At 43.8% G+C, this 24,427-nt stretch carries 26 protein-coding genes, 1 tRNA gene and 2 pseudogenes; 14 read left to right on the top strand and 15 right to left on the bottom strand.

What is annotated here, in order from left to right; translation table 11 throughout:
• The first annotated feature begins 206 nt into the window (after positions 1–206).
• The 3 genes from C3V43_RS01935 (at position 207) to msrB (ending at position 2,705) form a co-directional block, all read left to right on the top strand.
• On the top strand, positions 207–758 hold the full coding sequence (locus C3V43_RS01935) for a sigma-70 family RNA polymerase sigma factor (RefSeq protein WP_106068371.1): 552 nt from the start codon (positions 207–209) through the stop codon (positions 756–758).
• A gap of 390 nt (positions 759–1,148) precedes the next feature.
• Positions 1,149–1,610, top strand: a complete 462-nt coding sequence (locus C3V43_RS01925) for a DUF417 family protein (protein ID WP_106068369.1) — start codon at positions 1,149–1,151, stop codon at positions 1,608–1,610.
• A 21-nt stretch (positions 1,611–1,631) separates the two neighbouring features.
• Positions 1,632–2,705, top strand: a complete 1,074-nt coding sequence (msrB, locus tag C3V43_RS01920; RefSeq protein ID WP_106068368.1) for a peptide-methionine (R)-S-oxide reductase MsrB — start codon at positions 1,632–1,634, stop codon at positions 2,703–2,705.
• A gap of 266 nt (positions 2,706–2,971) precedes the next feature.
• On the opposite strand, the gene nfo is transcribed toward msrB, so the two are convergent.
• Both nfo and C3V43_RS01910 read right to left on the bottom strand, forming a co-directional pair.
• Positions 2,972–3,805, bottom strand: coding sequence for a deoxyribonuclease IV (gene nfo, locus C3V43_RS01915; RefSeq protein WP_106068367.1), 834 nt, complete (start codon positions 3,803–3,805; stop codon positions 2,972–2,974).
• A gap of 13 nt (positions 3,806–3,818) precedes the next feature.
• Entirely contained in the window at positions 3,819–4,127 is a 309-nt protein-coding gene (locus tag C3V43_RS01910; RefSeq protein WP_106068366.1) for an MGMT family protein, read from the bottom strand.
• A gap of 118 nt (positions 4,128–4,245) precedes the next feature.
• Here C3V43_RS01910 and C3V43_RS01905 point away from each other — a divergent pair, with 118 nt between their 5' ends.
• On the top strand, positions 4,246–4,551 hold the full coding sequence (locus tag C3V43_RS01905) for a nitrous oxide-stimulated promoter family protein (RefSeq protein WP_106068365.1): 306 nt from the start codon (positions 4,246–4,248) through the stop codon (positions 4,549–4,551).
• Here the strand turns inward: C3V43_RS01905 and C3V43_RS01900 are convergent.
• The 4 genes from C3V43_RS01900 to C3V43_RS01880 form a co-directional block, all read right to left on the bottom strand.
• On the bottom strand, positions 4,544–5,008 hold the full coding sequence (locus C3V43_RS01900; RefSeq protein WP_106068364.1) for a MaoC family dehydratase: 465 nt from the start codon (positions 5,006–5,008) through the stop codon (positions 4,544–4,546). The genes C3V43_RS01905 and C3V43_RS01900 overlap by 8 nt on opposite strands.
• Positions 5,009–5,883: 875 nt before the next feature.
• Positions 5,884–6,657, bottom strand: a complete 774-nt coding sequence (locus C3V43_RS01890; RefSeq protein ID WP_106068362.1) for a TIGR03915 family putative DNA repair protein — start codon at positions 6,655–6,657, stop codon at positions 5,884–5,886.
• Between the two features lie 87 nt (positions 6,658–6,744).
• Positions 6,745–8,007, bottom strand: a complete 1,263-nt coding sequence (locus C3V43_RS01885; RefSeq protein WP_106068361.1) for a putative DNA modification/repair radical SAM protein — start codon at positions 8,005–8,007, stop codon at positions 6,745–6,747.
• A 100-nt stretch (positions 8,008–8,107) separates the two neighbouring features.
• Positions 8,108–8,281, bottom strand: a complete 174-nt coding sequence (locus tag C3V43_RS01880) for an Hc1-related histone H1-like protein (protein WP_106068360.1) — start codon at positions 8,279–8,281, stop codon at positions 8,108–8,110.
• 147 nt (positions 8,282–8,428) lie between these two features.
• Between C3V43_RS01880 and C3V43_RS01875 the strand changes: the two genes are divergently transcribed.
• From C3V43_RS01875 to C3V43_RS01855, 5 genes and pseudogenes are all read left to right on the top strand, one after another.
• Positions 8,429–9,070, top strand: coding sequence for an AlbA family DNA-binding domain-containing protein (locus C3V43_RS01875; protein ID WP_106068359.1), 642 nt, complete (start codon positions 8,429–8,431; stop codon positions 9,068–9,070).
• A gap of 196 nt (positions 9,071–9,266) precedes the next feature.
• The gene (locus C3V43_RS01870; protein WP_106068358.1) at positions 9,267–9,893 is read left to right on the top strand and encodes a DUF8491 family protein; all 627 of its coding nucleotides are present in this window, start codon (positions 9,267–9,269) and stop codon (positions 9,891–9,893) included.
• A 215-nt stretch (positions 9,894–10,108) separates the two neighbouring features.
• Positions 10,109–12,205 (top strand): annotated as a pseudogene (locus tag C3V43_RS01865) (KamA family radical SAM protein).
• 55 nt (positions 12,206–12,260) lie between these two features.
• Positions 12,261–12,836, top strand: coding sequence for a uracil-DNA glycosylase family protein (locus C3V43_RS01860; RefSeq protein ID WP_106070406.1), 576 nt, complete (start codon positions 12,261–12,263; stop codon positions 12,834–12,836).
• Positions 12,837–12,911: 75 nt separating this feature from the next.
• Positions 12,912–12,984, top strand: a tRNA-Trp gene (locus C3V43_RS01855).
• A gap of 40 nt (positions 12,985–13,024) precedes the next feature.
• Here C3V43_RS01855 and C3V43_RS01850 read toward each other — a convergent pair.
• From C3V43_RS01850 to C3V43_RS01830, 5 genes are all read right to left on the bottom strand, one after another.
• Positions 13,025–13,603 (bottom strand): LutC/YkgG family protein, encoded by a 579-nt coding sequence (locus C3V43_RS01850; protein ID WP_106068357.1) that lies wholly within the window; start codon positions 13,601–13,603, stop codon positions 13,025–13,027.
• On the bottom strand, positions 13,593–14,984 hold the full coding sequence (locus C3V43_RS01845) for a lactate utilization protein B (protein ID WP_106068356.1): 1,392 nt from the start codon (positions 14,982–14,984) through the stop codon (positions 13,593–13,595). Before C3V43_RS01845 ends, C3V43_RS01850 begins: the two co-directional genes overlap by 11 nt.
• On the bottom strand, positions 14,981–15,721 hold the full coding sequence (locus tag C3V43_RS01840) for a (Fe-S)-binding protein (protein WP_106068355.1): 741 nt from the start codon (positions 15,719–15,721) through the stop codon (positions 14,981–14,983). Before C3V43_RS01840 ends, C3V43_RS01845 begins: the two co-directional genes overlap by 4 nt.
• Positions 15,722–15,867: 146 nt before the next feature.
• Positions 15,868–16,701, bottom strand: coding sequence for a phosphodiester glycosidase family protein (locus tag C3V43_RS01835; RefSeq protein ID WP_106070405.1), 834 nt, complete (start codon positions 16,699–16,701; stop codon positions 15,868–15,870).
• A 34-nt stretch (positions 16,702–16,735) separates the two neighbouring features.
• Complete coding sequence (locus tag C3V43_RS01830; RefSeq protein ID WP_106068354.1) at positions 16,736–17,611, bottom strand: pyridoxamine kinase; 876 nt, start codon at positions 17,609–17,611, stop codon at positions 16,736–16,738.
• Between the two features lie 32 nt (positions 17,612–17,643).
• Between C3V43_RS01830 and C3V43_RS01825 the strand changes: the two genes are divergently transcribed.
• The gene (locus C3V43_RS01825; RefSeq protein ID WP_106068353.1) at positions 17,644–18,003 is read left to right on the top strand and encodes a YbaN family protein; all 360 of its coding nucleotides are present in this window, start codon (positions 17,644–17,646) and stop codon (positions 18,001–18,003) included.
• Positions 18,004–18,097: 94 nt separating this feature from the next.
• Here the strand turns inward: C3V43_RS01825 and C3V43_RS01820 are convergent, their stop codons facing one another.
• The 4 genes from C3V43_RS01820 to C3V43_RS01805 all read right to left on the bottom strand — a co-directional run bounded on the left by C3V43_RS01820 (position 18,098) and on the right by C3V43_RS01805 (position 20,580).
• Positions 18,098–18,688, bottom strand: coding sequence for a phosphorylase family protein (locus tag C3V43_RS01820; protein WP_106068352.1), 591 nt, complete (start codon positions 18,686–18,688; stop codon positions 18,098–18,100).
• A 190-nt stretch (positions 18,689–18,878) separates the two neighbouring features.
• Positions 18,879–19,379: a hypothetical protein gene (locus C3V43_RS14890; RefSeq protein ID WP_234878309.1), complete on the bottom strand. Its 501-nt coding sequence runs from the start codon at positions 19,377–19,379 to the stop codon at positions 18,879–18,881.
• 303 nt (positions 19,380–19,682) lie between these two features.
• Complete coding sequence (locus C3V43_RS01810; RefSeq protein WP_106068350.1) at positions 19,683–19,973, bottom strand: winged helix-turn-helix domain-containing protein; 291 nt, start codon at positions 19,971–19,973, stop codon at positions 19,683–19,685.
• A 1-nt stretch (position 19,974) separates the two neighbouring features.
• Positions 19,975–20,580, bottom strand: coding sequence for a hypothetical protein (locus C3V43_RS01805; protein ID WP_106068349.1), 606 nt, complete (start codon positions 20,578–20,580; stop codon positions 19,975–19,977).
• 899 nt (positions 20,581–21,479) lie between these two features.
• On the opposite strand from C3V43_RS01805, the pseudogene C3V43_RS15130 reads away from it, so the two are divergent.
• The 4 genes and pseudogenes from C3V43_RS15130 to rny form a co-directional block, all read left to right on the top strand.
• Positions 21,480–21,575: pseudogene (locus C3V43_RS15130) on the top strand (IS982 family transposase); the annotation flags it as partial.
• 377 nt (positions 21,576–21,952) lie between these two features.
• Positions 21,953–22,246 (top strand): coiled-coil domain-containing protein, encoded by a 294-nt coding sequence (locus C3V43_RS01795; protein ID WP_106040057.1) that lies wholly within the window; start codon positions 21,953–21,955, stop codon positions 22,244–22,246.
• A 14-nt stretch (positions 22,247–22,260) separates the two neighbouring features.
• A complete protein-coding gene (locus C3V43_RS01790; protein WP_106040056.1) occupies positions 22,261–22,551 on the top strand; it encodes a cell division protein ZapA in 291 nt (96 codons plus the stop codon).
• Between the two features lie 132 nt (positions 22,552–22,683).
• Positions 22,684–24,222 carry a ribonuclease Y gene (rny, locus tag C3V43_RS01785; protein ID WP_106040055.1) on the top strand — a complete coding sequence of 513 codons (1,539 nt, stop codon included), beginning with the start codon at positions 22,684–22,686 and terminating at the stop codon, positions 24,220–24,222.
• The last annotated feature ends 205 nt before the right edge of the window (positions 24,223–24,427 follow it).

The following is a 24,427-nucleotide window of genomic DNA, read 5'->3' as shown; positions in this document are numbered from 1 at the left end:
GGCAAAGTGGAAATTTAAATCAAGTGGAAGTGGAACAATAAACAATGTTCAGATTAATATCTACCCCTAATCTGCGAGAAAAGTATTATATTTGCCACGAGCCAAGGTATTTGGTCTCCGTCACTAAGGTAGTGGTTTCAATCTCCTTAATATTGGTGTCTTTCTTATTTTGAGCAAAGCTTATTCAAGACAAAATCATTTTTTGTATGAAACAGGATAACGAAGAAATAAACAAATGGATAGAATCTTACTCCGGCCTATTATTGAACCGCGCGTTATCAATGGTGACGGACAAGAATGATGCCATGGATTTGGTGCAAGAAGTATTTATATCCGCTTCATTATCCTATCATGCCTTTCAAAGAAAGAGTACGCCGCTAACTTGGCTACAAAATATCTTGAAAAACAAAATTGCCGACTTCTACCGGGATCGGTATCGCAAGCCCGAAACAGTCAGCATACCGGATTTTTTCGATTCATCGGGTTCATGGACGGATGACTCCGTGCTGCATGAATGGCCTCGTATTTCCAATGAACCGGAAGGAGAAAATACGATTCTGGATGTTTTGGACAAGTGTATCGAACGCCTTCCATCTCAATGGCAGATTACCGTAAAGAGATACTACATTGATCAGAAAAAAGCCGATGAAGTATGTCATGAACTGGACATTGCCGCGACCAATTTATGGAAGATTCTTCAACGCAGTCGTATGCAGCTGAGAAAATGTATCGAATTAAACTGGTTTGACAAATTATGAAAGCATTATTCAATAAATTGATTCATTTCTTTATTATGCCGTGCAGCCGGGTACCATCGCTGATCGAGCGAAAGAATGCCGGAGAACTCCCTCTCATTTTAAGGATACGTCTCCGTGCACACTTATCGATATGTAAATGGTGTGCGGCCTATGCTAAAAAGGTGGAGTGGATAGATTGGCTGCTCACAAAAAAATATGAGAAAAAAGAATCTTTCAATAACACTGAAATACAATCATTTAAAGATAACATAAAGAAAAAAATGAGCTTATAATCTCCCTCTCCTTGTCAGGATTGCATGATTTTACCGACTATAAAATCGGGAAAGCCTTTTGTAGGATTCCGAAAAATGAATAGACAAATTCAAGGTAATTAAAAAAAGAATTGACAAGATGAGTATGAGAAAACAATCTTTTCCTTATGAGGGAATATTCCAAACCGGATATTATATTACCCTCCTCGGCACTGCCGCTATCCTTCTGTGGATCGGAATATTCAAATTTACCCCAACGGAGGCAGCCGCCATCAAACCTTTGGTAGCACATCACCCTCTTTTCGGAAGAGTGTATAATCTGTTCGATCTGCAAACCGTTTCCAATGTGATAGGTTTGGTAGAGATATCGACAGCCTTTCTATTGCTTCTGTCGATTAAATTCCATTCTCTAAGACGATATGCCGGAGCAGGAATAATAGTGATATTCCTCGTCACACTCAGCTTTTTATTCTTCACTCCCGGTATGTGGAAAATCAAGGACGGTGTAGTCGTAACCGATTTTTTCATACTTAAAGACATCGCATTTCTCGGATTCGGAATGATGTTGTTCGGCTTCCGGAGAAAAGACAGAAAACAATAAACAAATATAATCAGATAAACAATGAAAACATTAAGTATTGCAATTCTCTTGCTTGGGGCTTTCTCTCTTGTTTTTGCAAGCCCCCAAACCTTACAAAAGAAAAAAGATATGACGAAAGAAGTTAAAAACGTGAAAAAGGAAATCTATCTGGCCGGAGGATGTTTCTGGGGTACGGAGCATTACCTGAAACAAATCCGCGGCGTGATTAAGACAGAAGTCGGCTATGCCAACGGCAAGGGCAGCCATCCCGACTACCAAACCGTATCGACGGGAAAAACAGGATTTGTTGAAACCGTGAAAGTGGAATATGACCCCAAGCAGCTCACCCCGGAAATGTTGCTGGAGCTGTTTTTCGAAACAATCGACCCCATCAGTGTCAATAAGCAAGGAAATGATGCGGGCACGCAGTACCGCACGGGTATTTATTATACCGATAAAGCGGACGAGCCTCTCATAAAGGCCTCGATAAACCGGCTTGCCGCGAAACATACCAAACCGATTGCTGTGGAGTACAAGCCCTTGGAAAATTATTTCCCGGCCGAAGAGTATCATCAGGATTACTTAAACAAACATCCCGACGGATATTGCCATATCCCGAAAAGATTATTCCAAGCAGCCAAAGAGGCAAACCCTGCCCCTTCCCCAAAGAAGAGATATACCCGTATGGATGACGCTTCTCTAAAGAAAAAACTCACCCCAATGCAATATAACGTGACGCGCAACAATGCTACCGAAACACCTTTCAACAACGAATATTGGAATGAGTCGAGAGACGGTATTTATGTGGATATCACCACGGGGGAACCGCTGTTTGTTTCCACCGACAAATTCGATTCAGGTTGCGGTTGGCCGAGTTTTTCCAAACCCATAGACAAATCTCTCATAACGGAAAAAGCAGATCACTCACACGGCATGATTCGTACGGAAGTACGCAGCAAAACAGGCGATACTCATTTGGGACATCTATTCAACGACGGCCCCAAAGAAAAGGGTGGAATGAGATATTGCATCAACAGCGCGGCCTTACTGTTTATTCCCAAGGAAAAAATGAAAGAAAAAGGATATGAAGAATATATTCCACTATTAAACAAGTAACTATTTATTACTAAAAAAATAAAGAGAAACTTTAGTAAAAGCAGTAAAACCGTTTAATAAACGTCTGCAGGAGATACTTAAAGTACGAGAAATCACTGCAAAGCAATATACACTTTTACTCTCCAATGCCAAAAGCGCAGAAGACGCTGTTATTCCCTTAAAAGGAACACTTGCATCTTCTGCGCTTAAAATATTCTATATACTCCCATCATTTGTTTTTAAGGCAAAAGGCAGGCCGAAAATGAGAGACTTACATCTTTCCGCTCTTACTCAAAACTCCTCAGCATCCTGATTTCTTCTGCCCAAAGCGATTCATCGGGCGTTTCCAGAACAACCGGCATATCGTTAAAACGGGTATCCGTCATGAAACGTTTGAAGAAATCAAGTCCGATCAATCCTTTGCCTATGCTGTCATGCCGGTCTACCCGGCTTCCCAAAGGCTTCTTGGAGCCGTTCAGGTGAACGGCACGAAGATAATGAAAGCCTACTGCTGTTTCAAATTCATCAAACACTTTGTCGTATTCATTCACAATGTCATAACCGGCAGTATAAGTGTGGCAGGTGTCCAGACAAACACCTACACGCGACTTGTCGTCCACACGGTCGATGATATACTTCAGATGCCAGAACTCATTCCCTATATTGCTCCCCTGACCGGCCGTGTTTTCGATGACGGCGGTCACGCCCCGTGTCTTCTCCAAAGCAATGTTGATGGACACTGCTATTCTGTCCAGACATGTTTCTACGGAAATCTTATTCAAATGACTGCCGAGGTGGAAGTTCAGCATGCGCAATCCCAGTTGCTCGCAACGCTGCATTTCGTCCAAGAAAGCAGCACGGCTCTTCTCCAGCCCCTCTGCTTCCGGATGTCCCAGATTTATCAGATAGCTGTCGTGGGGCAGAATGTGGCAGGCATCCAAGCCATACTTCACGCAATTCTCCTTAAACAGTTCGATACTCTCGTCTGTCAGGGGCTTTGCCACCCACTGACGCTGATTCTTACTAAACAGGGCAAAAGCATTTGCCCCTATCTCATGGGCATTGACGGGAGTCCATTCAACTCCGCCGCTTGCCGATACATGTGCACCTATAAATTTCATTTTTCCATTCTATTTATTCTTTCATAAATTCCCACTGCGCCTGTTTCATGTCTACACATCCATTCTTTTTAAATCTCACACCCTCGGCTTCAAGCAATTCTCTTTGTTCCATCCAGTAAGGTGCCGGTCGTCCTTGACTGTTCACCACCCGATGACAAGGCAAATGCAACTCCGAAGGAGCATTGTGCATGGCATGCCCCACCATACGGGAATATTGAGGTTTGCCTATCAGGTAAGCTATTTGCCCGTACGTCAACACACAGCCCGGAGGAATGGCGGCAACTATGTCGTAAACTTCTTGCCTGAAAATGTCTTTGTCCATAAATGACGGTTTGAGGAAACGAATATAAAACAAAATCAAGACAATTCCTCATTCTCCGCAATCAAAATAAAGTTCTATATTTGCTCTATCATTTAAATCACTACCGATAGTATCTCGTATGTTATCTCGCATCGAAGAGGAAAAAAAGACCATAGAGCAGATGGTACGGCTGTATTGCAGGCAGAAAGAGGGAAACCGTAGGCTATGTCAGCAATGCCGGAAGACATTGGAATATGCACATGCCCGTCTTTCCCGTTGCCCTTTCGAAGAAAAGAAACCGACTTGCAGGCTCTGCACCGTGCATTGCTATAAACCGGAAATGAAAGAGCGGATGCGGGCAATTATGCGATATTCCGGTCCGCGGATGCTGCTATATCATCCCATAGCAGCCATCCGCCACCTATGGAGAGAAAGTTTTAGTTGAAGTAGTATAAAAAAACGGCTATGCCTTCGAGTGCTTTTTTCTTCTCTCCCTCAATCTCAATAGCAAACTTAATTTCTGCCTTTGCCACCCCACGCAAATTGGATAAGGAGTGCAAATCAGCCACCAAACGAATGCGCTGCCCCGACAACACGGCCTGACCGAATTTCATCTTATCCATGCCATAGTTTATCATCATCTTCAGATTATTCACCTCAATAATCTGACTCCACAGGTAGGACAACATCGACAAAGTGAGATATCCATGTGCAATGGTGCTCTTGAAAGGACTCTCTACCTTGGCACGTTCTGCATCTACATGAATCCATTGATGGTCCAATGTTGCATCGGCAAAAAGATTGATGCGTTCCTGAGGAAGATCTACATAATCCGAAACACCGATTTGCCGGCCTACCAGCTTTTCAAATTCCTCATACGAGTTGATAATCACTTTCTTCATAAATACACTGTTTTTATTATATAGTTACACGTTCCATTTGCACGCTATCATCTGCCTGTCTTAGTGTAAAGAATTGAACAAATACATTCCCCCGCCCTACATGTATCTGCAAGAAACACGAATGAACGATATTCGAAACTTCGTAAAACAGATGGAAAAAACTGCACAAATATATTCTTTTATTCCTGCACGTACAAAAAAGTAGATATTAAAAGTGGTAGGATAAGAGACAAGACACTCATTTTATCCATAAGACACTTTAGGTAAACTCGGAATAGAAACGATATAGCCGTAATGCTTCGTCATAAACAAAAAAACAAGGTTGATGACGGATTTCTTTTCAAAGAGAAAAGCAGCAATGGCACTCGACATATTTATTTACCATTTCAAATCCATTCCCGACAAAAAAAGCAGAGGAAAGAATACCCACGCCAGAGCATCTTCTGAGAGGGGGGTAGAATGAGTATACGACTGATGCAGGATGAGTATACGACTGATGTAGGATCAGTATACGACTGATCATACATCAGTATAGGACTAAGACAATCATATCTTTTTTCTTTGCTTTTTAAGAGGAATATTTGATTATATTTTTCAAAAGAATTTGCTTTTAGAATGAACTATATTCTTTGGAGAAAACAAGAAATTATAGATAGAATAACTCATATAGAAGAAAACACTCTAAATGATATAAGTTCTTCACTATACAATAAGGAGGTTCAGCTTCAAAAGATATTTTTAATATCTATGAATCATACCCATAATACAGATGGGCTTGAGAAGAAAACTCTGCCGGTTCTATCGGATTACAACAGATAAATAGTGTTATAATTAGGATAGCAGATATGCATACATCAATAAAAATGAATTAGTTACTATTGCTGTTTCTCCGTCAGATACTTCCAATAACGCACGGGCATATCTTGCCTGTGTTTTTTGGGATTAAGGCGTTCTTTGATACAAATGGCCTTGAAATAGGCCTTCCAAAGAGATTGAAAAAGTTTTTCGTCCTTATCCATCAAACTCTCATCAAGCATACCGGTGACAAGATGTACCTCGCAACTGTCTTCATCGAAAGTCACTCTACGCACTTGCCTTAAATCGTAATAATAACCGTAGGCGCGCCTGATGTCGTATATCAGCCAAGGTTGGTCGGCGAACCGGTCACGGAAATGGTCGATTACAAGAGGTAAAGCATTCTTTTCCGGCTCTACGGCAGCAAAGAATGTTCCGTCCGCCGCTTTCTGAAAGCGGATAAATTGCAGCAAACGTACACGCTCCCAGTCCACACGCTTCCACATGCGCGAAAATTCCAACACATCAGGATCGGCAAAATTGGTCTCGATAGAACGAGGTGCATCTATTGCCTTGCGAATATAACGAAACAGCAGTATCGGAGTTTCCGGCTCTTCTGCCAACCAGCACTGTGCCAAACAGCCAAGAGCAGAAGCCGAAAGTTTCTTTTCCAGTCCTTTCCACACACGGGCAGCCTTCTCTGCATCGGTAATCACCGTAAATGTTTCGTCGTAAAACAAAGGCAAGGGTTCTCCTTCTCCAAGCAGTATATCAGGAAAAACGCGACGCACATAGGCATCGAAAACAGCGGTCAGCAGCCCCTCGAAAGTCCGGTCGAAGAAAAAGATGTTCATTTCAATTCTTAGTCTTTATAGAAATGTTTTTGAGTTTATTCGGATTTTCAGCAACGAGCTGTGTCAAAATAATAAAGAAAACATCCCTTACTTGAAATCCAGCAGCAATTGTCCGTCCTCCCCTTTCGTCTTTCGAGACTTGGGCAGCAACAAGCTGCGCACACCTTGAGGCGTCAATTCGTTCACTGTACGCATCGGCAGTTCGCAGCAAGTAATAAAATATTGTGCTTTTTTCATTACCACCCCCATCTTCTTTAGTTGATAAAACCCTATTCTGGAGAAGCGGCGGGAAGCTACAATCAGTTGTGCCGACTTCACTCCGATGCCCGGCACACGGAGCAACATTTCATAATCCGCTTTATTCACGTCAACAGGAAATTGTTCAGGATGCCGTAAGGCCCAAGAAAGTTTAGGGTCAATCTCCAAATCCAAATCGGGATAAGCGTCATCCACAATTTCTTCTACCTTGAATTGATAAAAACGCATCAGCCAATCGGCCTGATAGAGGCGGTTCTCACGTACCAAAGGCGGTTGCTTCAATGCCGGCAGACGCTTGTCATACGTATTCACAGAGACGTAGCCCGAATAGTAGACACGACGCATGGAAGGTTTCTTATACAATGCCGACGAAAGATGCAATATATCCTTATCCGTCTCGGCAGTAGCCCCCACTATCATCTGAGTGCTTTGTCCTGCAGGAGCAAAACGGGGAGCATGACGGTGTTTCTTACGTTCCTCCGAACTTTCTAAAACTCCCTGTTGAATGTATCGCATCGGCGCATAAACACTTTCATGATTTTTCTCGGGAGCCAGCATCTTCAGATTCTCTTCTTTCGGTATTTCTACGTTGACACTGAGACGGTCGGCATACAATCCGGCTTCATTCACCAACTCACGGCTGGCACCGGGAATACTCTTCAGATGAATATAGCCGTTAAAACGATGAACCACACGCAAGTCTTTGGCCACACGCACCAGCCGTTCCATCGTGTAGTCCGGATTGCGCACCACACCACTGCTCAAAAACAATCCTTCGATATAGTTTCGGCGATAAAACTCCATCGTAAGCTCCACAAGTTCGGTTACCGAAAGCGTGGCACGCGGCAGGTCGTTGCTACGGCGGTTGATACAGTAAGCACAATCGTAGATGCAATAATTAGTGAGCATCACTTTGAGCAATGAGATGCAACGCCCGTCTTCGGCAAAGCTATGACAGATTCCCCAACCGCCCACAGTATTACCCAGTGTGCCCGCCTTATTGGAGCGCACTGTACCGCTGGAGGAGCAAGAGACGTCATACTTTGCCGACTCAGCCAGTATCTTCAATTTTCCAAGTACACGTTCATCCATCTTTCTATCGTGCCAAATGTAGTAATAAAACCTCTCAAAACAAAAAAGACCGCCGATTATTATGGCAGTCTTTCACAGCATTTTCTTGCTTTTTCTTCGCTTACTTCGCAGCTTCCAGAGATGCTTTACGGAAAGCCTTCATTGCTTTCTCAATTTCCAAGGAGGCCTTGCGCGCACGTGTTCCGGCAGCTTTGTTACCATTTTCCAACTGTGCTTTTGCATCTTTTTCAAATGCAGCATACAATTCTGCTACTTTCTCAACTAATTCTTTCATAATACTTTTAATTACTTCGTTAATAATGTCTGGCAAAAATACATTCTTTCTCGAAATAAATACAGAAAAACGATATTTTTTTTGAAATAATCGGTAAAAACAGTGCTATAAGGGGCTTTTACACGTTTTTTCCATACTTTTGCAGACATGAAAACGCTTACCGATACTGAATATATACGTGCCCTGATAGCCGAAGGGGAGCATCAGCAACAGGACTTCAAGTTCGAAATCTCCGATGCCCGAAAGATTGCCAAAACGTTATCCGCCTTTGCCAATACGGAAGGAGGACGACTGCTTATCGGAGTGAAAGACAATGGAAAAATTGCCGGTGTACGTTCTGATGAAGAACAATATATGATAGAAGCAGCCGCAAAATTGTATTGCCACCCTGAGGTGAACTTCCACACACAGACCTATCATCCGGAAGGACGAACCATTCTGGTTGTGAAGATAGACGAAAGCGAACAAAAGCCTATATATGCCAAAAATGAAGCGGGAAAACACCTTGCTTATCTTCGCATCAAAGACGAAAACATTCTGGCCACTCCCATTCATTTGCGTGTCTGGAAGCAAAAAGGAAATTCAAAAGGAGAACTGATAGAATATACAGAACGAGAACAACTGTTGCTCGACCTTCTGAAAGAAAACGGCCGATTATCTTTAAACCGATACTGCCGACTGTCACATCTCTCCCGACATGCTGCCGAACATTTGCTGGCCCAATTTATACGGTATGACATAGTAGAGCCGGTATTCGAAGGACATAAGTTTCTTTTCAAACTGAAATAAAGGAAGACACGGCAATTCTTGCAGCTCTATTTCGAGAAAGGCCTTTCTGTTTCACAGTTCTGTTTTCACAAATAATCACCTTAAAAAAAGAGAGATAAAAAATCTCGGAGTGCTGGTGAGAATCAACTTATTTCGTACTTTTGCAATCGCAATTGCTGCGGCAATTATAAATTACAAATCATAAATCATACGTAATATGGGTATATTTACCAAACTATTCAACAAAAATGCCGGAGAGACATCTTCCAAAAACGTGGAAGACTTCGTTTCGCTGACACGCGTCTATTTCCAGTCTGTGATAGCCGCCAATTTGGGCATCACCAACATACGTTTCATTCCTGATGTGGCCAATTTCAAGCGTCTGTTCAAAATCCCGACACAAGGAGGACGTTTGGGACAAGCAGAAAAGGCAGCCTCGCGCAAAATGCTGATGCAGGACTACAGCATCAGCGAGAACTTTTTCAAAGAAATAGATGCTTCCGTGAAGAAACACTGCCGCACACAAAATGACGTACAAAGCTACCTTTTCATGTATCAAGGCTTTTCCAACGACCTGATGATGCTTATGGGCAACCTGATGCAATGGAAGTTCCGCCTGCCTTCTTTCTTCAAAGGGGCATTGCGCAGCATGACCGAAAAGACCGTGCACGACGTCTGCACCAAAAATATATGGAAAAAAGACGATGTACACAAAACAGCCATGTCTGTACGCCAATATAAAGAACGTTTGGGATATTCGGAAGAATGGATGTCTGAATATGTATATAACATAGTGATGCTTGCCAAGAAAGAACCGAAACCTAAAAATACGGAGCAGAAATAAGAAAGTCTCCTTCCTGAGGGTTCTTTGTTAGCAAAAGAAAAAGAACTCTAATTTTTTTCATAAGCATGCAGGCGAGAAGTTTCTTTCTCGCCTTTTTTAGTACTTTTAGCAAAGTATTTTATTCCCTTTCATGGAATGCAGGGGCTTCGGCTTGTATACAAGTCATCCTATCTCATCAGCCCCACATAATTATTAACTTCAAAAAACAACTGCTTATGAAACAAAAGAAAATGCTTGCACTCACTCTCTCACAACTGGAACAACTTTATCGGCATGAATTGCCCGAACTGGTCGATATCGCTGTACGAAGCGAGCATGCTACAACTTTCAAGACCAGGTTATCGGAATACATAGCCGCTCATCCGGAAGTAGAAAGTGAGGCCGGCAAGCAAATTCGACTCTTGATTGAATTTGACGGACAAGAGGTTCACGAACTATCTACCGGAACACAACTGACGATATCAACCTTGTCTCTGCTGCACGCCTTTCTTACAAGGCAGTGGGAAGAAGAGATGGAGACGGATGTGTTCATCGACTTGTTCCAACAATTCAGACGTCTTCAGCACCCCTCAATACCTCTGCCTTCCGCTCAAAAAATAAAGTCACTGACAGAACGATGGCCTACGGGATTGGACGAAGACGTACAACAGATTCGCACCAAGAACAAAGAGCGCATTCTGCATGCACTGGTACAAAAAATTGAACACCGGAAGCATCCGACCTCACGTTTTCATTTTGCAGACGGTATCAGTTATGATGAGAAGTTCCGTCTCGTCAACGAATGGTGGAATGACTTTCGTTTTCATCTTGCCATGGCAGTGAAAACTCCTACGGAATTGAACCGCTTTCTTGGTAATTCCTTGTCTGTCGAAACCATGTATCTGCTTTCTAAAGCACGCAAAAAAGGGATGCCTTTTTTTGCAACACCCTATTACCTGTCACTGCTGAATTGCACAAACGGAGGGTATGATGATGAAGCCCTGCGCAGTTATATCCTATACTCACCCCAGCTGGTAGAGACCTACGGTCATATCCGCGCTTGGGAACGCGAAGATATGGTAGAAACCGGAAAACCCAATGCTGCCGGCTGGTTGCTTCCTGATGGTCATAATATTCATCGCCGCTATCCGGAGGTAGCCATTCTCATTCCCGACACAATGGGACGTGCCTGTGGTGGATTATGCGCATCTTGCCAGCGCATGTACGACTTTCAAAGCCAGCGTCTAAACTTTGAATTTGATGCACTGCATCCAAAAGAAAGCTGGGAAAAGAAGCTACGGCGACTGATGAATTATTTCGAAGAGGACACACAACTACGCGATATTCTCATCACCGGCGGAGATGCCCTGATGAGTCAGAACAAAACACTGCACCACATTTTAGAAGCGGTATATCGTATGGCTGTCCGTAAACGGAAAGCGAATCAGCAACGCACTGAAGGAGAAAAGTATGCGGAATTACAACGCATCCGCCTCGGTTCACGCCTCCCTGCCTATCTACCTATGCGCATTAACGACGAACTGGTAGAAATTTTACGAGAATTCAAAGAGAAAGCCTCTGCCATAGGCATTCGGCAATTCATCATCCAAACCCATTTCCAGACACCATTGGAAGTGACTCCCGAAGCTGCGGAAGGAATACGGAAGTTATTGACGGCAGGATGGCTCATCGACAATCAGTTGGTATATAACGTAGCAGCTTCCCGACGAGGACATACCACCCGTTTGCGCCAAGTGCTGAACCAACTGTGAGTGGTGTCCTATTACACTTTCTCCGTAAAAGGATTTGAGGAAAACAATGCCGTATTTGCTCCGAACAGCCGTTCCGTACAGGAGCAACTGGAAGAGAAACGTTTCGGGAAACTATCCAAAGAGGATGCCTATAACTTATCGACAACGCTCGAAAACATTCATGACCCGGCTGCCTACATCCGACGCTTTCTGAAAACGCACCATTTGCCTTTCCTTGCTACCGACAGGAATGTACTTAACCTGCCCGCTATCGGGAAAAGCATGACTTTCCGGATGGTCGGCATCACCACCGAAGGTAAGCGTATTCTGTGTTTCGACCATGACAGCACACGACGCCATAGTCCGATTATAGACCGATTGGGACAAGTATATATTGTGGAGAACAAATCCATCGCTTCTTACTTGCGCCAACTACAAACCATAGGAGAAGACATAGAAGAATATGCTACCATTTGGAACTATACACAAGGCGAAACCGAATCACGATTCCATCTATATGAGTATCCCGACTTTCCTTTCCGAATCACCGACAAGATGACTAATCTGGAGATTAACGAATAGCACATTATCCGAAATAATCTGTATTTTTGCAGACGAAACAACCAAATGTGCAATGATGGAAATAGAGCAACATCCTTTTGAACCTTTCCTCCCCGGCAATGCACGCCTGCTGATGCTGGGGAGTTTTCCACCGCAAAAGAAACGGTGGTCGATGGACTTCTACTACCCCAATTGGGGAAATGACATGTGGCGCATTACCGGCCTCGTGTTTTTCAATGACAAGGATTATTTCGTGGACAAAGCTCGAAAAACCTTCTATAAAGAGCGCCTTACCGACTTCCTGCAAGAGAAAGGCATTGCCCTATTCGATACAGCAACGGCTGTGCGCCGTTTGCAAGACAATGCTTCCGATAAGTTTCTGGAAGTGGTGCAGCCCACAGATATCCCCAACTTGCTACATCGGTTGCCGGGATGCAAGGCTATCGTCACTACCGGCGAAAAAGCCACTGAAGTCCTTTGTCTTCAGTTCTCCATTGAAAAGCCTAAAGTGGGCGACTTCACAGAGTTTCTCTTTGAGAATCGTCCGATGCGTCTCTACCGGATGCCTTCTTCTTCAAGAGCCTATCCGCTTGCATTAGAAAAAAAAGCGACACCTTATCATATTATGTATCAAGACCTACAGATGTTATAAGCAACTTCCTCCAGAAAATAACCGGATAGGTTGTTTGTGTATTTGAAAGTTTCAATTACCTTTGCAGCCACAAACACGGGAGTAGCTCAGTTGGTAGAGCACCGGTCTCCAAAACCGGGTGTCGGGAGTTCGAGCCTCTCCTCCCGTGCAAAGATTAAGAAAGTGTATTCCAAAAACACTTTCTTTTTTTATGTCAAAACAACCAGTACATCCCTTGCCCCGTGCGCCCCCATCACCAATGCCTGTTCAATATCTGCGGTTTTGGATGGCCCGGAGATAAATACGCCGAATTTATACTGATCGTTCTTCAGTTGCCCGTAAGCCTCGTGCATGTTGTTGACAATCCGATTCCGGTCGAGTACAATCACCAACTTCTCTGCAATGAAATATAGGGCTTTATGCTTCACCGACTGAGAAATCCATACTGCACCGTTCTCGGCAACTCCCAGTTCACCCTTCACTACGGCTACTTCGATGCCATTCAATTCAACGGCATTCTCCAAAACATCCGGGTTCAAAGTAGCACATGTAATCTCATCCATGTTTGAAACAATGCTTTTGGCCGTGGGATATTTTTCACAAATCACATCATTAATATCCTGCCTCTCCTCCAGAAGTATAGCTTCTCCACCAACTAAATCACTTACTTCAAGGAACTTGGTTGTCTTATCCGGATAGACTGTTGTATGGATACTATACACCGGATAATCGTATCGTCTTTTCGTATTTTTACGGATATCGGCTAAAATTTCTTCTTTACTGCTCATCTCTTTTCCCCTTTCCCTGAACTTTGTTTTTCTTCCACATCTCATTGAACGACTCACTCGCAAATTTCGGGAGTTCACGCCCTTTTCCCCAGTCGTTCAAATCATTATACACCATGAAACGCGGCAAATGATTCACCGCCGGGGCCGCCCACAAAGCCGCATTGAACAAAGCAGGGCGCTCCATCAATATTTTCATACCGCTGGATATCAGCTTCTTTGTCGGATTGGCCTTGCCTATATCCGGCAACACCTGCCTCCATTTATAAATCTGCTCGCCCAAATCCACTTTGGCCGGACATACATTGGAACAGGACAGGCACAAGGAACAAGCGGAAAGATTATCGTAATATTTCTCCGGCTCGTGAGCCATGCCCAAATTGATGCCGATAGGACCGGGGATAAAGTAAGTATAGGAATATCCCCCACTGCGACGATAGACCGGGCAAGTATTCATGCAAGCACCACAGCGTATGCAGTTCAATGTCTTTATATGATCGGGATGAGCCAGAATGGAACTCCGGCCATTATCCACAATGATGATGTGGTATTCACCTCCCTCACGCGGATAACGATAGTGGGAAGTATAGGTGGTTATCGGCTGTCCCGTACCCGAACGGGCAAGCAAACGGGTAAATACACCCAATGCATCCATGTCCGGCACAATCTTCTCCAAACCGAAAGCCGCTATATTCAGTTTGGGACAAGAAGTACCCATATCGGCATTTCCTTCGTTGGTGCAAACCACAATGTCACCGGTTGATGCCACCGCAAAATTGGCTCCCGTCATGGCTGCCTCTGCATTCAGAAAGATATCACGCAGGTTCTTACGGGCAACATGTGTCAGGTACGTCGGGTCGTAATTTCCTTTTTCCGCTCCCATCTCTTTTTCAAACAATTCGCCAACTTGCTCGCGCTTGATATGGATGGCAGGCATCACAATATGGCTGGGAGGAAGATGCATCAATTGCAAAATACGCTCGCCCAAATCTGTTTCCACTACATCGATACCTTTCTCCAATAGGAAAGGATTTAGTTCGCACTCTTCAGAAAGCATGGACTTGCTTTTCACAAGATGCTTTACATTATGACTGAGGAGTATCCCATAAATAATCTCACGGTATTCGGCAGCATCTTTTGTCCAATGAACGATAGCGCCATTGGCTGTTGCATTCTTTTCAAACTCCAACAGCAGTTCTTCCAAATGACTATTGGAGTAGAGTTTCAGCCGACAAGCCTGCTCACGCAAGTCTTCCCATTCAGGGATTTCCTTACTCATTCTGTCTCTTTTGGCACGAACCATCCATAAAGTTTCGTTGTGCCACGCCGCCATTGCAGTATTCTTCTGAAAGTTCTCGGCAGCCTTTGAATGTTTGGTACTCATAACTCTGACGCTAATATTTCTACAAAATGAATAGTATTGACCGGCAATTTCTCACGTTCTATAACACCCTGCATGTGCATCAGACAGGAACTGTCGGCACCCGTTATAAACTCTGCACCGGTCTCCATGTGATGCTTTATCTTATCTTTGGCCATGCACACAGACACTACCTGCTCCTCAACAGCAAACATTCCTCCAAACCCGCAGCACTCATCCACATGCTCCGGTTCAAAAATCTCGATGTCCTGAACCATCCGGAGTAAATCGCGCAACTTATTATAATAAGGAATATTGCGCTCGCTCGGAGAAGAAAGAGAAAGTTCGCGTACACCGTGGCAACTGTTATGGATACTGACCTTATGGGGAAAATGGGCATTCAGTGTTGCAGGTTTTATAATGTCGTGCACAAACTCGCAAAGGTCGTATATTTTGCCGGCACTCTCACAGCGATGTCCTTCTTTTGCCAGAATGTCGGGATGGTTCAGCTTGACAAACGCCACACAGCTGGCCGAAGGACCGACTATGTAATCATACTCTTTAAATAAATCGTTGAAACGACGGGCAAGTCCGGAAGCTTCTTCCTCAAAACCGGCATTCGCCATAGGTTGTCCGCAGCACGTCTGGTCTAACGGGTAATCTACGTCCACCCCCAAGCTCTTCAACAACTTATACGCTGCTACCCCTACACCGGGATAGATAGCATTGATATAACAAGGAATAAATAAACCTACTTTCATAATTACGATTGAATTAGTCTACATCTTTACAATTAAATGTGCATAATCAGTTTCTACCAGATTATAAGTCAACTTTTCTTTTTTATCTGTTTTCCTATGGCTTCCTTTTTCGGCTATCGAAATATTGTTCGCTTTCTTCCCATAACTTATTCGTACACACAAAGAGAATTTGCCACCTTGCGTTCGACCTTGCCCGAAGGCGTATTCGCAATGCCTTCATCTGGCAAGGAAGCACTCCAAAGAGTGGAAGAACCTCCCCCATCCAGATTCAACGCATCTTTCCCGCCCAACACGCGAACCATGTGGGTTAGTTCGGGAATACTGACCCCCTCTGCTTTTCCCTTCCTGCGTCCGTCGACAACGATCAACAAGATCTTCTTGTTTCCGGTCAGAACCACGGCACTGCGAGGATACTTAGTCTTTACAAAGTTCGAATTGCATGCAGAAAGATCACAGTTTTTTCCATCCAGCAACATCAATGGACCGGAAGCGAGCACAGTGCCCCGCTTCAGCTTGCAAGTCTTTTCTTTTTGTTTGTTCCAAGACATCAACCGCAATTTCCCTTTTCGTATAAGCAGCGCACCATTCGACACTGTCGATAGAGCACCGGTGGCGGTTGTATCTACCACAACCCCATCATGGCGTAAATAACAAACGGAATTGCCCACCTTCATATCGAAAAAAGAACCATTGATGGCAGCTACAGCCCCCGAACGACGGGCGGCAATACTCGTCTCTTCTTTAGGATTATGGATAAGTACATCCATACGATAATGTTTCGGCGATATTTCAAAAATGGAAATTTCTTGCGGCACTCCATACAAGGAAGAAAATGCCGCTTTACGATAAAGAATTCCTTTTTGCAAAGAAACAGCCTGCCAGTCTGCCTCAACAAGTGCCAGCGAATCGGCGGCAGTCTGTGCCATTACAGCCAACAAATTGCAGTACAGAAGCAATAGCAAACAGATTTGCTTCTTCATATCAGTTCTCTCTTTCATATCACATACTCTTTTTTCAATCAATTAATTCGTAGCTGGATATCTGAATTGGCATGTCAAGATTATGCAATACCTTTTCAAGCTGGATGCCCTCGCGGTTATCGTATTCATATCCGAAAGTGGCGCGAATGCCCTGCATAATGAACTGCGTGGCACGGTCCAAAGCAATGGGCAGACTGTCGCCCTGCAACAATGCACCGGTAATGACACTGGTAAAGGTATCGCCCGTACCGGGATAATGGGCGGGCAAATAAGGGCAAGTCACTTTCCAATATCGGTTTCCGTTTCGGTTATAAGCATATACGGAAGTCTTATGCTTATCACCCAATACCGGCACACTGGTAATAATCACCACTTCAGGACCGCAACCGGAAAGTTTCCGGAGATATGACTTCAATTCTTCATCCGTATTCTGCTCCTGATAAGGAACATCCAACAAGTAGAAAAGTTCCGTCAGATTAGGAGTAATAACGTCTGCTTTCGTGATAAGATGTCTCATCTCATTCACCATAGAGGTATCAAAATTCGCGTAAAGCCGTCCATTATCTCCCAACACCGGATCTACCACCACCAAACTTTCCGACTGACGAAATTCATTGATGAAATCAGAAACAATGCGTATTTGGCGTGGAGAGCCTAAATATCCCGTGTAGAAAGCATCGAATTGCATTCCCAATTTCTTCCATTCAGAGATTATCTTCGGCATTTCGTCCGTCAAGTCGAGAAAAGAGAAATGAGAATATTGAGTATGGCTGGACAACACTGCCGTAGGCAACGGACATACCTGAAAACCCATTGTGGAAAGTATGGGGATAACCACTGTCAGGGAAACCCGCCCAACTCCCGAAAGGTCGTGAACGGCAACCACCTTCTTTACTTTATTCGCATACATATTATCTATATTATTTTTCCTACATTTGCCGCATGAAAACGGCTTATATCATTTTAGGAACGATTTCCTTAGTACTGGGGTTCATCGGCATATTCCTGCCTTTGCTGCCTACAACTCCTTTTTTGCTGCTCACCGCCGCCCTCTATTTCAGAGGATCGCCTCGTCTATACCAATGGTTGCTGAATCATAAATACCTCGGCACTTATATCCGCAATTTCCGCGAGAACAAGGCCATTCCGCTACGAGCGAAAATCTACTCCCTGCTATTGATGTGGGGAAGCGTTCTCTATTGTATCTTTTTCTTAATCCCTTTGATGGGGGTAAAAATACTGATGTTTCTTATCGCAATGGGCGTCACCCGGCATATCTTGTCATTCAGAACGCTGAAATAGAAACCCGTCACGTCTCCTCCCCACATAGGAGGGGAGGCATTAAATTCGCTTCTCTCTATTGCCAAACCAATAGAGTCCGTACCTGTCCTCCTCCCTACGGGGAAAGAGTTAGAGGAGAACGGTCCTCAAAGAACTCTCCCAGTTTTTTCCGTGCATCGGCCAATTTTTCCTCCCAATGTCTCACGGAATTTTGTCCTATGATATCCGTTACGTATTTCACCGATATAAACGGTATGTTTTTGGCACGACATACCATTGCCTGTGCATAGGCTTCCATATCCACAACATCACCTTCCACATCCGATAATTCTGTCAAGAAAGTATCTCCCGTGTTACAAACGCCCTCATTCTGCCAATGCAGGCAATAACCTTTCTGTGCCAGCAATCCGGAAGAATCGATTTCATACTCCACGCCAAAGTCCGTCAACTTCCGCATATCGCGGTCAATGAAACGGCGGCATACAAAAACCGCCCCCACCCAATGGTGAATAGTTCCTGCCGTACCTACATTTATCACCAAGTCGGGCAATCCGTGATTAATCGCTTCCGCAAGGTAAAAAGCGGACTTCACCTTCCCTATTCCGGTACGGAGGTAACCTATCTGCACTTCTTCCTTTCCTATCAGGCCGGGAAACTTCAGTTCCGTAAACTCACCTTGCACGGCATAAGTAACCAGAATTCTCATATCAGGCTGTCTTTTACTACTCTCAATATTAATCTCCTCAAACGAATCTTTCTCAAAAGACAAAGGTAGAAACCTTTCCGAAAGATTCCTACCTTTGACCCATTAAATATAAGAGTCTGTTTAAATTTTGCCCGACATCATTTTCAGGAAAATCAAAAAAAACAGACTCTAAAGTGTTTCAGGTTGAATTTCACTGTATATCCAGTTTTTTCTTATATTCTCGAATGAAATAGCAGTCCGGATTTTCCTTTTCGAGCGCCGACAAGCACTCTTTGGATTCTTCCTTCTTTCCGTTCTGAATATAATAGCGAATTAAAAGTTCGTAAGCATTTTCTTTGCCCCATGTGGGACGATAAGCGTCCTCACTTTTAGAAGCAAACGAGATTGCCTTCCTCAGATAATATTCAACTTTACTCTCTCGTGCCAAACCGGCCGGTGTATAGTAATCGTGGCTACCCAAGATATACCATCCTCTCACATTTGTAGAATCCATTTCCACCGCCTTTTCGGCATTTCTTTTGACCATCAAAGCGAGCTTTCCCGCTTCTACTCCTGAAACAAACTGAATGGAAAAGCTCTGCATAAGTGCCAGCAAAGCATAGTCTTCAGAAGTCTTGTCCGCCACACTGTCCAATGTGAGCGATGCTTCCTTGATGAGTTTTGCACTTTCAGCTCTATTACCGACTTTCATGTAAAAAACACTTTTGTAATAATTTATATACCCCTTCCAATACTGCACAATATTATTCCGAAGTCCTCCTCTATTAAGACGCTCGGACAAACTATCAAGCGGAGAGACAGAATTCAGCACGAAGCAATTGTTCATTGCCGATTCTATTTTGCCTTGAATAGCTCCGAAAACAGTATCAGATGTTCTCTTCGGCACTTCATAACAGTCTGCATCAGCCGTATACAGACTTGTCATTGCCGATGCTAACAAGATTAAAAATAGAATTACATTCTTCATAACTTTCCTTTTAGATTATTCTGGCAATCACAGTTTTCCTGCCAGATAAGATTTCAACGATTCTACATATTCTTCAAAAGCATCTACTCCCTGCGGAGTAATCTTGCAAATGGTGCAAGGCATCTTTCCCTTAAACGTCTTTATCACCTCCACATAGCCTGCCTTGCCGAGTTTGTCTATCTGCACACTGAGGTTTCCGGCCGTTGCTCCCGTCTGCTGACGGATGTAGACAAAATCTGCCTCCTCTACACTGATAAGCAACGACATCACAGCAAGCCGCAGTTCACTATGGAGCAAAGGGTTCAGTTCTTTAAACATATCATTTATTTTGATTCGATTCTCTATTTACACGATGTCCGGGGACAACCAACATGGTAACAAAACACACGGAGAACAATATATAATAAAGATTCCACCGGGCTTCGCCCACAATGCAAATAACAGATGCCGCCAATGCCAGTCCGAACGAAAAATAAGCTGCATTTACCATGAATTTGCTTTCTATCAGATAGCCTGTGACAGCTACTCCCAAAGCCATGACCAGAATGACTCCCGGCATCATCAGCCCCATATTATCCACATTCAGGCACAACCAAAAAACACCGAGCATCCCCATCGTTCCGATGGTGCGCCACACAGCCATCAGAGCCTTGTCCGTATAAGTAATCACCGGCTTGTCCTCTTTCTTTTGCATGATATACTGCATAGGCCATCCTACAAGCGGTATCAGGAACCATAACCAATTCCAAGCATAATTTTTCGTCAGCAGAACGAAAACAAATATAACCAAAGGAACAACTGCTCCCAGATAACCCCACAATAAAAAGATATTCCCACTGCCCACCTCAAGATTTCTCTTGCTGTTCTGTATCATTCGGGTAATAAGTTCCAAGCTCTCTTGCTCATTCAATTTCTTGTCTTCCATAAATCTTAAATTAATGACATTCGTTACTCAATTAACACACACGTTCAGTTGCAACTACACTGCAAAGATAAATGATTTACTTTATAAACCAAATTATTTAATAAATTATTTCATCGTGTCTAATGCAACAAGTCTTATTATTCCGTTCAACAAGAGCATTGGTAAAGGCCGACACTCACTTAGCAGCATCCCATTCTCATTGTGAAGAAACCTGTATGAAGTATGGAATAAACCACCTGAGCTCGGGATAAGAAGCAGGTCGATAACCTCATCCGGCGGCTTGTATTTTAAAATCAAATCCTATTGTTTATCAAGCGTTTATCCCCTTTCCTGTCAGATACTTGTGTCTGTCACGTCAAACACAAGTGTCTGTCAGCTTGAACACTTGCGTCTGTCGCGACAAAAGATTGCAGCTGTCAAACAGGGGGATGGCACCCGGCGTAAAAGGCTCTCTTCTCTTCTGCCTGACCACTGTAAACGGTGCATTCAGGAAATATCCGTCCGATAGGATGCACCCCCTCATTTTTTAAAAAAGGAACAGCCTATCCCGAATTCAGATAATAAACTTTATCTTAACGTCAGTTCGAGATAAGAAAAGTGTACTAAAAGTTGGTAATCTCACTTATTTATAGTTGAATACCAATAACTGTGTAAAAAAAATCCTTTATCCCTGTCATTTGTAAAGATATTCTGTAAGGATTATAATGCCATCATCTTCGTTTTACCATCTTCGTATCATCTTCGTATCAAGTTCGTATCATGTTCGTATCATGTTCGTGTGGAGTTGCTCGCTATAGACACGAAGAAAAGACGAAGATGATAAGAGTGAGTATCAACTTTTTTCAAAGGAAGGAGAGGCCTTTATCGGGTGATGTCTTTTTCCGGAAATAAAAAGAAAAAGTTTCCTCTTGTCAGGGCTGACAGCTTATAACCTGCTACCAAAGAAGCCGTCTATGAATATTGACATTATTGACAAAAGCAGATTTATTGCATAAGATTTATATCGAGTTCGCGTTATCTTAGTCTATATATCTTCTTATATGCTGCGATATATATCTTAGTGCTTAAGACATGTATCGCAGCATGCAAGATAAAGTTTAATACATGATTCATACAAGTTTCCCCAACAATGTTTCCCATTTCATCCCATACTTTTTCCGGACTTTTCCTTAATGTTTGAGGAAAAAAAAGCCATTCTTCCAAAAACAAACACCCCTTCTTAACCATACAGGCAAACAAGCATGCTTTCTACGGAAAACAAGAAAAAACGAACGATAAAAAGCAATAATCAAGGCTGAAAGGCACATTTTCCCCGAAAAGTTTTTGTAATCTATAAGTAAATCGTATTTTTGTGTAGAATTTTGGTGTAGTAATGACAGACGAAGAAAAGAAGCTATTAAGTACCTTTGAAGCCAGACTGCGACATTTAATCTATCTGCACGATGAATTAAAACGCGGAAACGCTGAGCTGAAACAACTTCTCGAAGCTAAAAAAGAAGAATACGAGAAATTACAAGCTGAATACAAGGAACTGGAACTTAACTACACGAACCTAAAAACAGCTACGACAATCAGCCTTAACGGCAGCGACGTAAAAGAGACGAAGCTGCGATTGTCCAAATTAGTGCGTGAAGTCGATAAATGCATCGCCTTGCTGAATGAATAAAGAGAAGAGGATGTATGAACGATAAGATAAAGATAAATCTGCAAATGGCAGGAGCCTCCTACCCCCTCACCATCAACCGTGAGGACGAAGAAATGGTAAGAGAAGCCGCCAAGCAGGTGGATATCCGGCTCAATGCGTATCGGGAACATTATCAAAATGTATCTCCGGAGAAGATTATAGCCATGGTGGCCTATCAATTCTCTTTGGAAAACCTTCAAATGAAAGACCGTAATGATACCGAACCGTACACTGCCAAGATAAAGGAACTGACAGAAGTGCTGGAAACCTATTTCAAGGAATCATAAACAACAACGCTCCTCCGTCGGGTTCGGCTTAATAAAAAGAAAGATTCACGCACTGTACAAAAGTTTGCTCTGAAACGTGAGTAAACTTTTATGCAGTGCTTTTTTATTTATATACTAAAACAATTCAATAAAATGACAGTAGTTACAATAGTAGTATCCATTGCCTGCTTCATTGTCGGAGGATTCGCCTCGTACTTGTTCTTCAAGCACGGGCTGAAAAAGAAATACGACGGCATCCTGAAAGAAGCGGAAGCCGAAGCGGAAGTAATTAAAAAGAATAAGTTGCTGGAAGTGAAGGAAAAATTCCTGAACAAGAAAGCCGATTTGGAAAAAGAGGTAGCCATCCGCAACCAGAAAATACAGCAGGCAGAGAACAAACTGAAGCAACGTGAACTGGTATTGAACCAGCGCCAAGAAGAGATTCAACGCAAAAAAATGGAAGCCGAGGCCGTAAAAGAGAATCTGGAGGCCCAATTAGCCATTGTAGACAAAAAGAAAGAAGAGTTGGAACACATGCAACGGCAAGAGATAGAGAAACTGGAAGCCATATCCGGACTCTCTGCCGAAGAAGCCAAAGAGCGCATGGTGGAATCGCTGAAAGAAGAAGCCAAAACGCAAGCCCAATCATACATCAACGACATTATGGATGATGCCAAACTGACGGCAAGCAAAGAGGCCAAACGCATCGTCATACAATCCATCCAACGCGTGGCAACAGAAACAGCCATCGAAAATTCCGTAACCGTATTCCACATCGAGTCAGACGAAATCAAAGGTCGCATCATCGGTCGCGAAGGCCGCAACATCCGTGCATTAGAAGCTGCTACCGGTGTAGAAATCGTTGTAGACGATACGCCAGAAGCCATCGTATTGTCTGCCTTCGACCCTGTTCGCCGTGAGATAGCTCGTTTAGCTCTTCACCAACTGGTCACAGACGGGCGCATTCATCCTGCACGTATCGAAGAAGTAGTAGCCAAAGTGCGCAAGCAAGTTGAAGAAGAAATCATAGAAACCGGCAAGCGCACCACCATCGACTTGGGCATCCACGGTCTGCACCCCGAACTCATTCGTATCATCGGTAAGATGAAATATCGTTCTTCCTACGGCCAGAACCTTTTGCAGCATGCCCGCGAAACGGCCAACCTTTGCGCCGTGATGGCATCGGAACTGGGGCTGAACCCCAAGAAGGCCAAACGTGCCGGATTGCTGCACGACATAGGCAAAGTGCCCGATGAAGAGCCGGAATTGCCGCACGCTCTCTACGGCATGAAGCTGGCCGAGAAGTTTAAGGAAAAACCGGACATCTGCAATGCCATCGGAGCCCACCACGACGAAGTGGAGATGACCAGCCTGCTTGCCCCCATCGTGCAAGTGTGCGACGCCATATCGGGGGCACGCCCGGGAGCACGCCGCGAAATCGTAGAAGCATACATCAAGCGACTGAACGACCTTGAACAACTGGCCATGTCCTATCCGGGCGTAACGAAGACATACGCCATCCAAGCCGGCCGCGAACTGCGTGTCATTGTCGGTGCCGACAAGATTGACGACAAGGCAACGGAAAATCTCTCAGGCGAAATAGCCAAGAAGATTCAGGATGAGATGACCTATCCCGGCCAGGTGAAGATTACCGTCATCCGCGAAACGCGCGCCGTGAGCTACGCTAAGTAAGGACGGAGACATTTCCTCTTGTCTTTTTACCTCCGGGCTTGTCAGAAAACAGGCGAAAGAGAGTCAAAGAGACGTTTTTCAAGACGCAGATGAAGCGGATGTGGCAGTTTTTTAATGAAAATCTGTGTCATCCGCTTCATCTGCTTCTAAAATATCCGAGAAGGCTTGAAGTACACCATTTCCAAGCGCTTCTTTTCTTTTTTAC

Source organism: Prevotella heparinolytica, assembly GCF_002998535.1.
GTDB classification, from domain to species: Bacteria; Bacteroidota; Bacteroidia; order Bacteroidales; family Bacteroidaceae; genus Bacteroides; species Bacteroides heparinolyticus.
This window is presented reverse-complemented; position numbering and strand designations above follow the sequence as displayed.

Coding starts and splice junctions, on each gene's coding strand:
- C3V43_RS01935 (WP_106068371.1), top strand. CDS start 207: ATGAAACAGGATAACGAAGAAATAAACAAATGGATAGAATCTTACTCC.
- C3V43_RS01925 (WP_106068369.1), top strand. CDS start 1,149: ATGAGTATGAGAAAACAATCTTTTCCTTATGAGGGAATATTCCAAACC.
- msrB (WP_106068368.1), top strand. CDS start 1,632: ATGAAAACATTAAGTATTGCAATTCTCTTGCTTGGGGCTTTCTCTCTT.
- nfo (WP_106068367.1), bottom strand. CDS start 3,805: ATGAAATTTATAGGTGCACATGTATCGGCAAGCGGCGGAGTTGAATGG.
- C3V43_RS01910 (WP_106068366.1), bottom strand. CDS start 4,127: ATGGACAAAGACATTTTCAGGCAAGAAGTTTACGACATAGTTGCCGCC.
- C3V43_RS01905 (WP_106068365.1), top strand. CDS start 4,246: ATGTTATCTCGCATCGAAGAGGAAAAAAAGACCATAGAGCAGATGGTA.
- C3V43_RS01900 (WP_106068364.1), bottom strand. CDS start 5,008: ATGAAGAAAGTGATTATCAACTCGTATGAGGAATTTGAAAAGCTGGTA.
- C3V43_RS01890 (WP_106068362.1), bottom strand. CDS start 6,657: ATGAACATCTTTTTCTTCGACCGGACTTTCGAGGGGCTGCTGACCGCT.
- C3V43_RS01885 (WP_106068361.1), bottom strand. CDS start 8,007: ATGGATGAACGTGTACTTGGAAAATTGAAGATACTGGCTGAGTCGGCA.
- C3V43_RS01880 (WP_106068360.1), bottom strand. CDS start 8,281: ATGAAAGAATTAGTTGAGAAAGTAGCAGAATTGTATGCTGCATTTGAA.
- C3V43_RS01875 (WP_106068359.1), top strand. CDS start 8,429: ATGAAAACGCTTACCGATACTGAATATATACGTGCCCTGATAGCCGAA.
- C3V43_RS01870 (WP_106068358.1), top strand. CDS start 9,267: ATGGGTATATTTACCAAACTATTCAACAAAAATGCCGGAGAGACATCT.
- C3V43_RS01860 (WP_106070406.1), top strand. CDS start 12,261: ATGGAAATAGAGCAACATCCTTTTGAACCTTTCCTCCCCGGCAATGCA.
- C3V43_RS01850 (WP_106068357.1), bottom strand. CDS start 13,603: ATGAGCAGTAAAGAAGAAATTTTAGCCGATATCCGTAAAAATACGAAA.
- C3V43_RS01845 (WP_106068356.1), bottom strand. CDS start 14,984: ATGAGTACCAAACATTCAAAGGCTGCCGAGAACTTTCAGAAGAATACT.
- C3V43_RS01840 (WP_106068355.1), bottom strand. CDS start 15,721: ATGAAAGTAGGTTTATTTATTCCTTGTTATATCAATGCTATCTATCCC.
- C3V43_RS01835 (WP_106070405.1), bottom strand. CDS start 16,701: ATGAAGAAGCAAATCTGTTTGCTATTGCTTCTGTACTGCAATTTGTTG.
- C3V43_RS01830 (WP_106068354.1), bottom strand. CDS start 17,611: ATGTATGCGAATAAAGTAAAGAAGGTGGTTGCCGTTCACGACCTTTCG.
- C3V43_RS01825 (WP_106068353.1), top strand. CDS start 17,644: ATGAAAACGGCTTATATCATTTTAGGAACGATTTCCTTAGTACTGGGG.
- C3V43_RS01820 (WP_106068352.1), bottom strand. CDS start 18,688: ATGAGAATTCTGGTTACTTATGCCGTGCAAGGTGAGTTTACGGAACTG.
- C3V43_RS14890 (WP_234878309.1), bottom strand. CDS start 19,379: ATGAAAGTCGGTAATAGAGCTGAAAGTGCAAAACTCATCAAGGAAGCA.
- C3V43_RS01810 (WP_106068350.1), bottom strand. CDS start 19,973: ATGTTTAAAGAACTGAACCCTTTGCTCCATAGTGAACTGCGGCTTGCT.
- C3V43_RS01805 (WP_106068349.1), bottom strand. CDS start 20,580: ATGGAAGACAAGAAATTGAATGAGCAAGAGAGCTTGGAACTTATTACC.
- C3V43_RS01795 (WP_106040057.1), top strand. CDS start 21,953: ATGACAGACGAAGAAAAGAAGCTATTAAGTACCTTTGAAGCCAGACTG.
- C3V43_RS01790 (WP_106040056.1), top strand. CDS start 22,261: ATGAACGATAAGATAAAGATAAATCTGCAAATGGCAGGAGCCTCCTAC.
- rny (WP_106040055.1), top strand. CDS start 22,684: ATGACAGTAGTTACAATAGTAGTATCCATTGCCTGCTTCATTGTCGGA.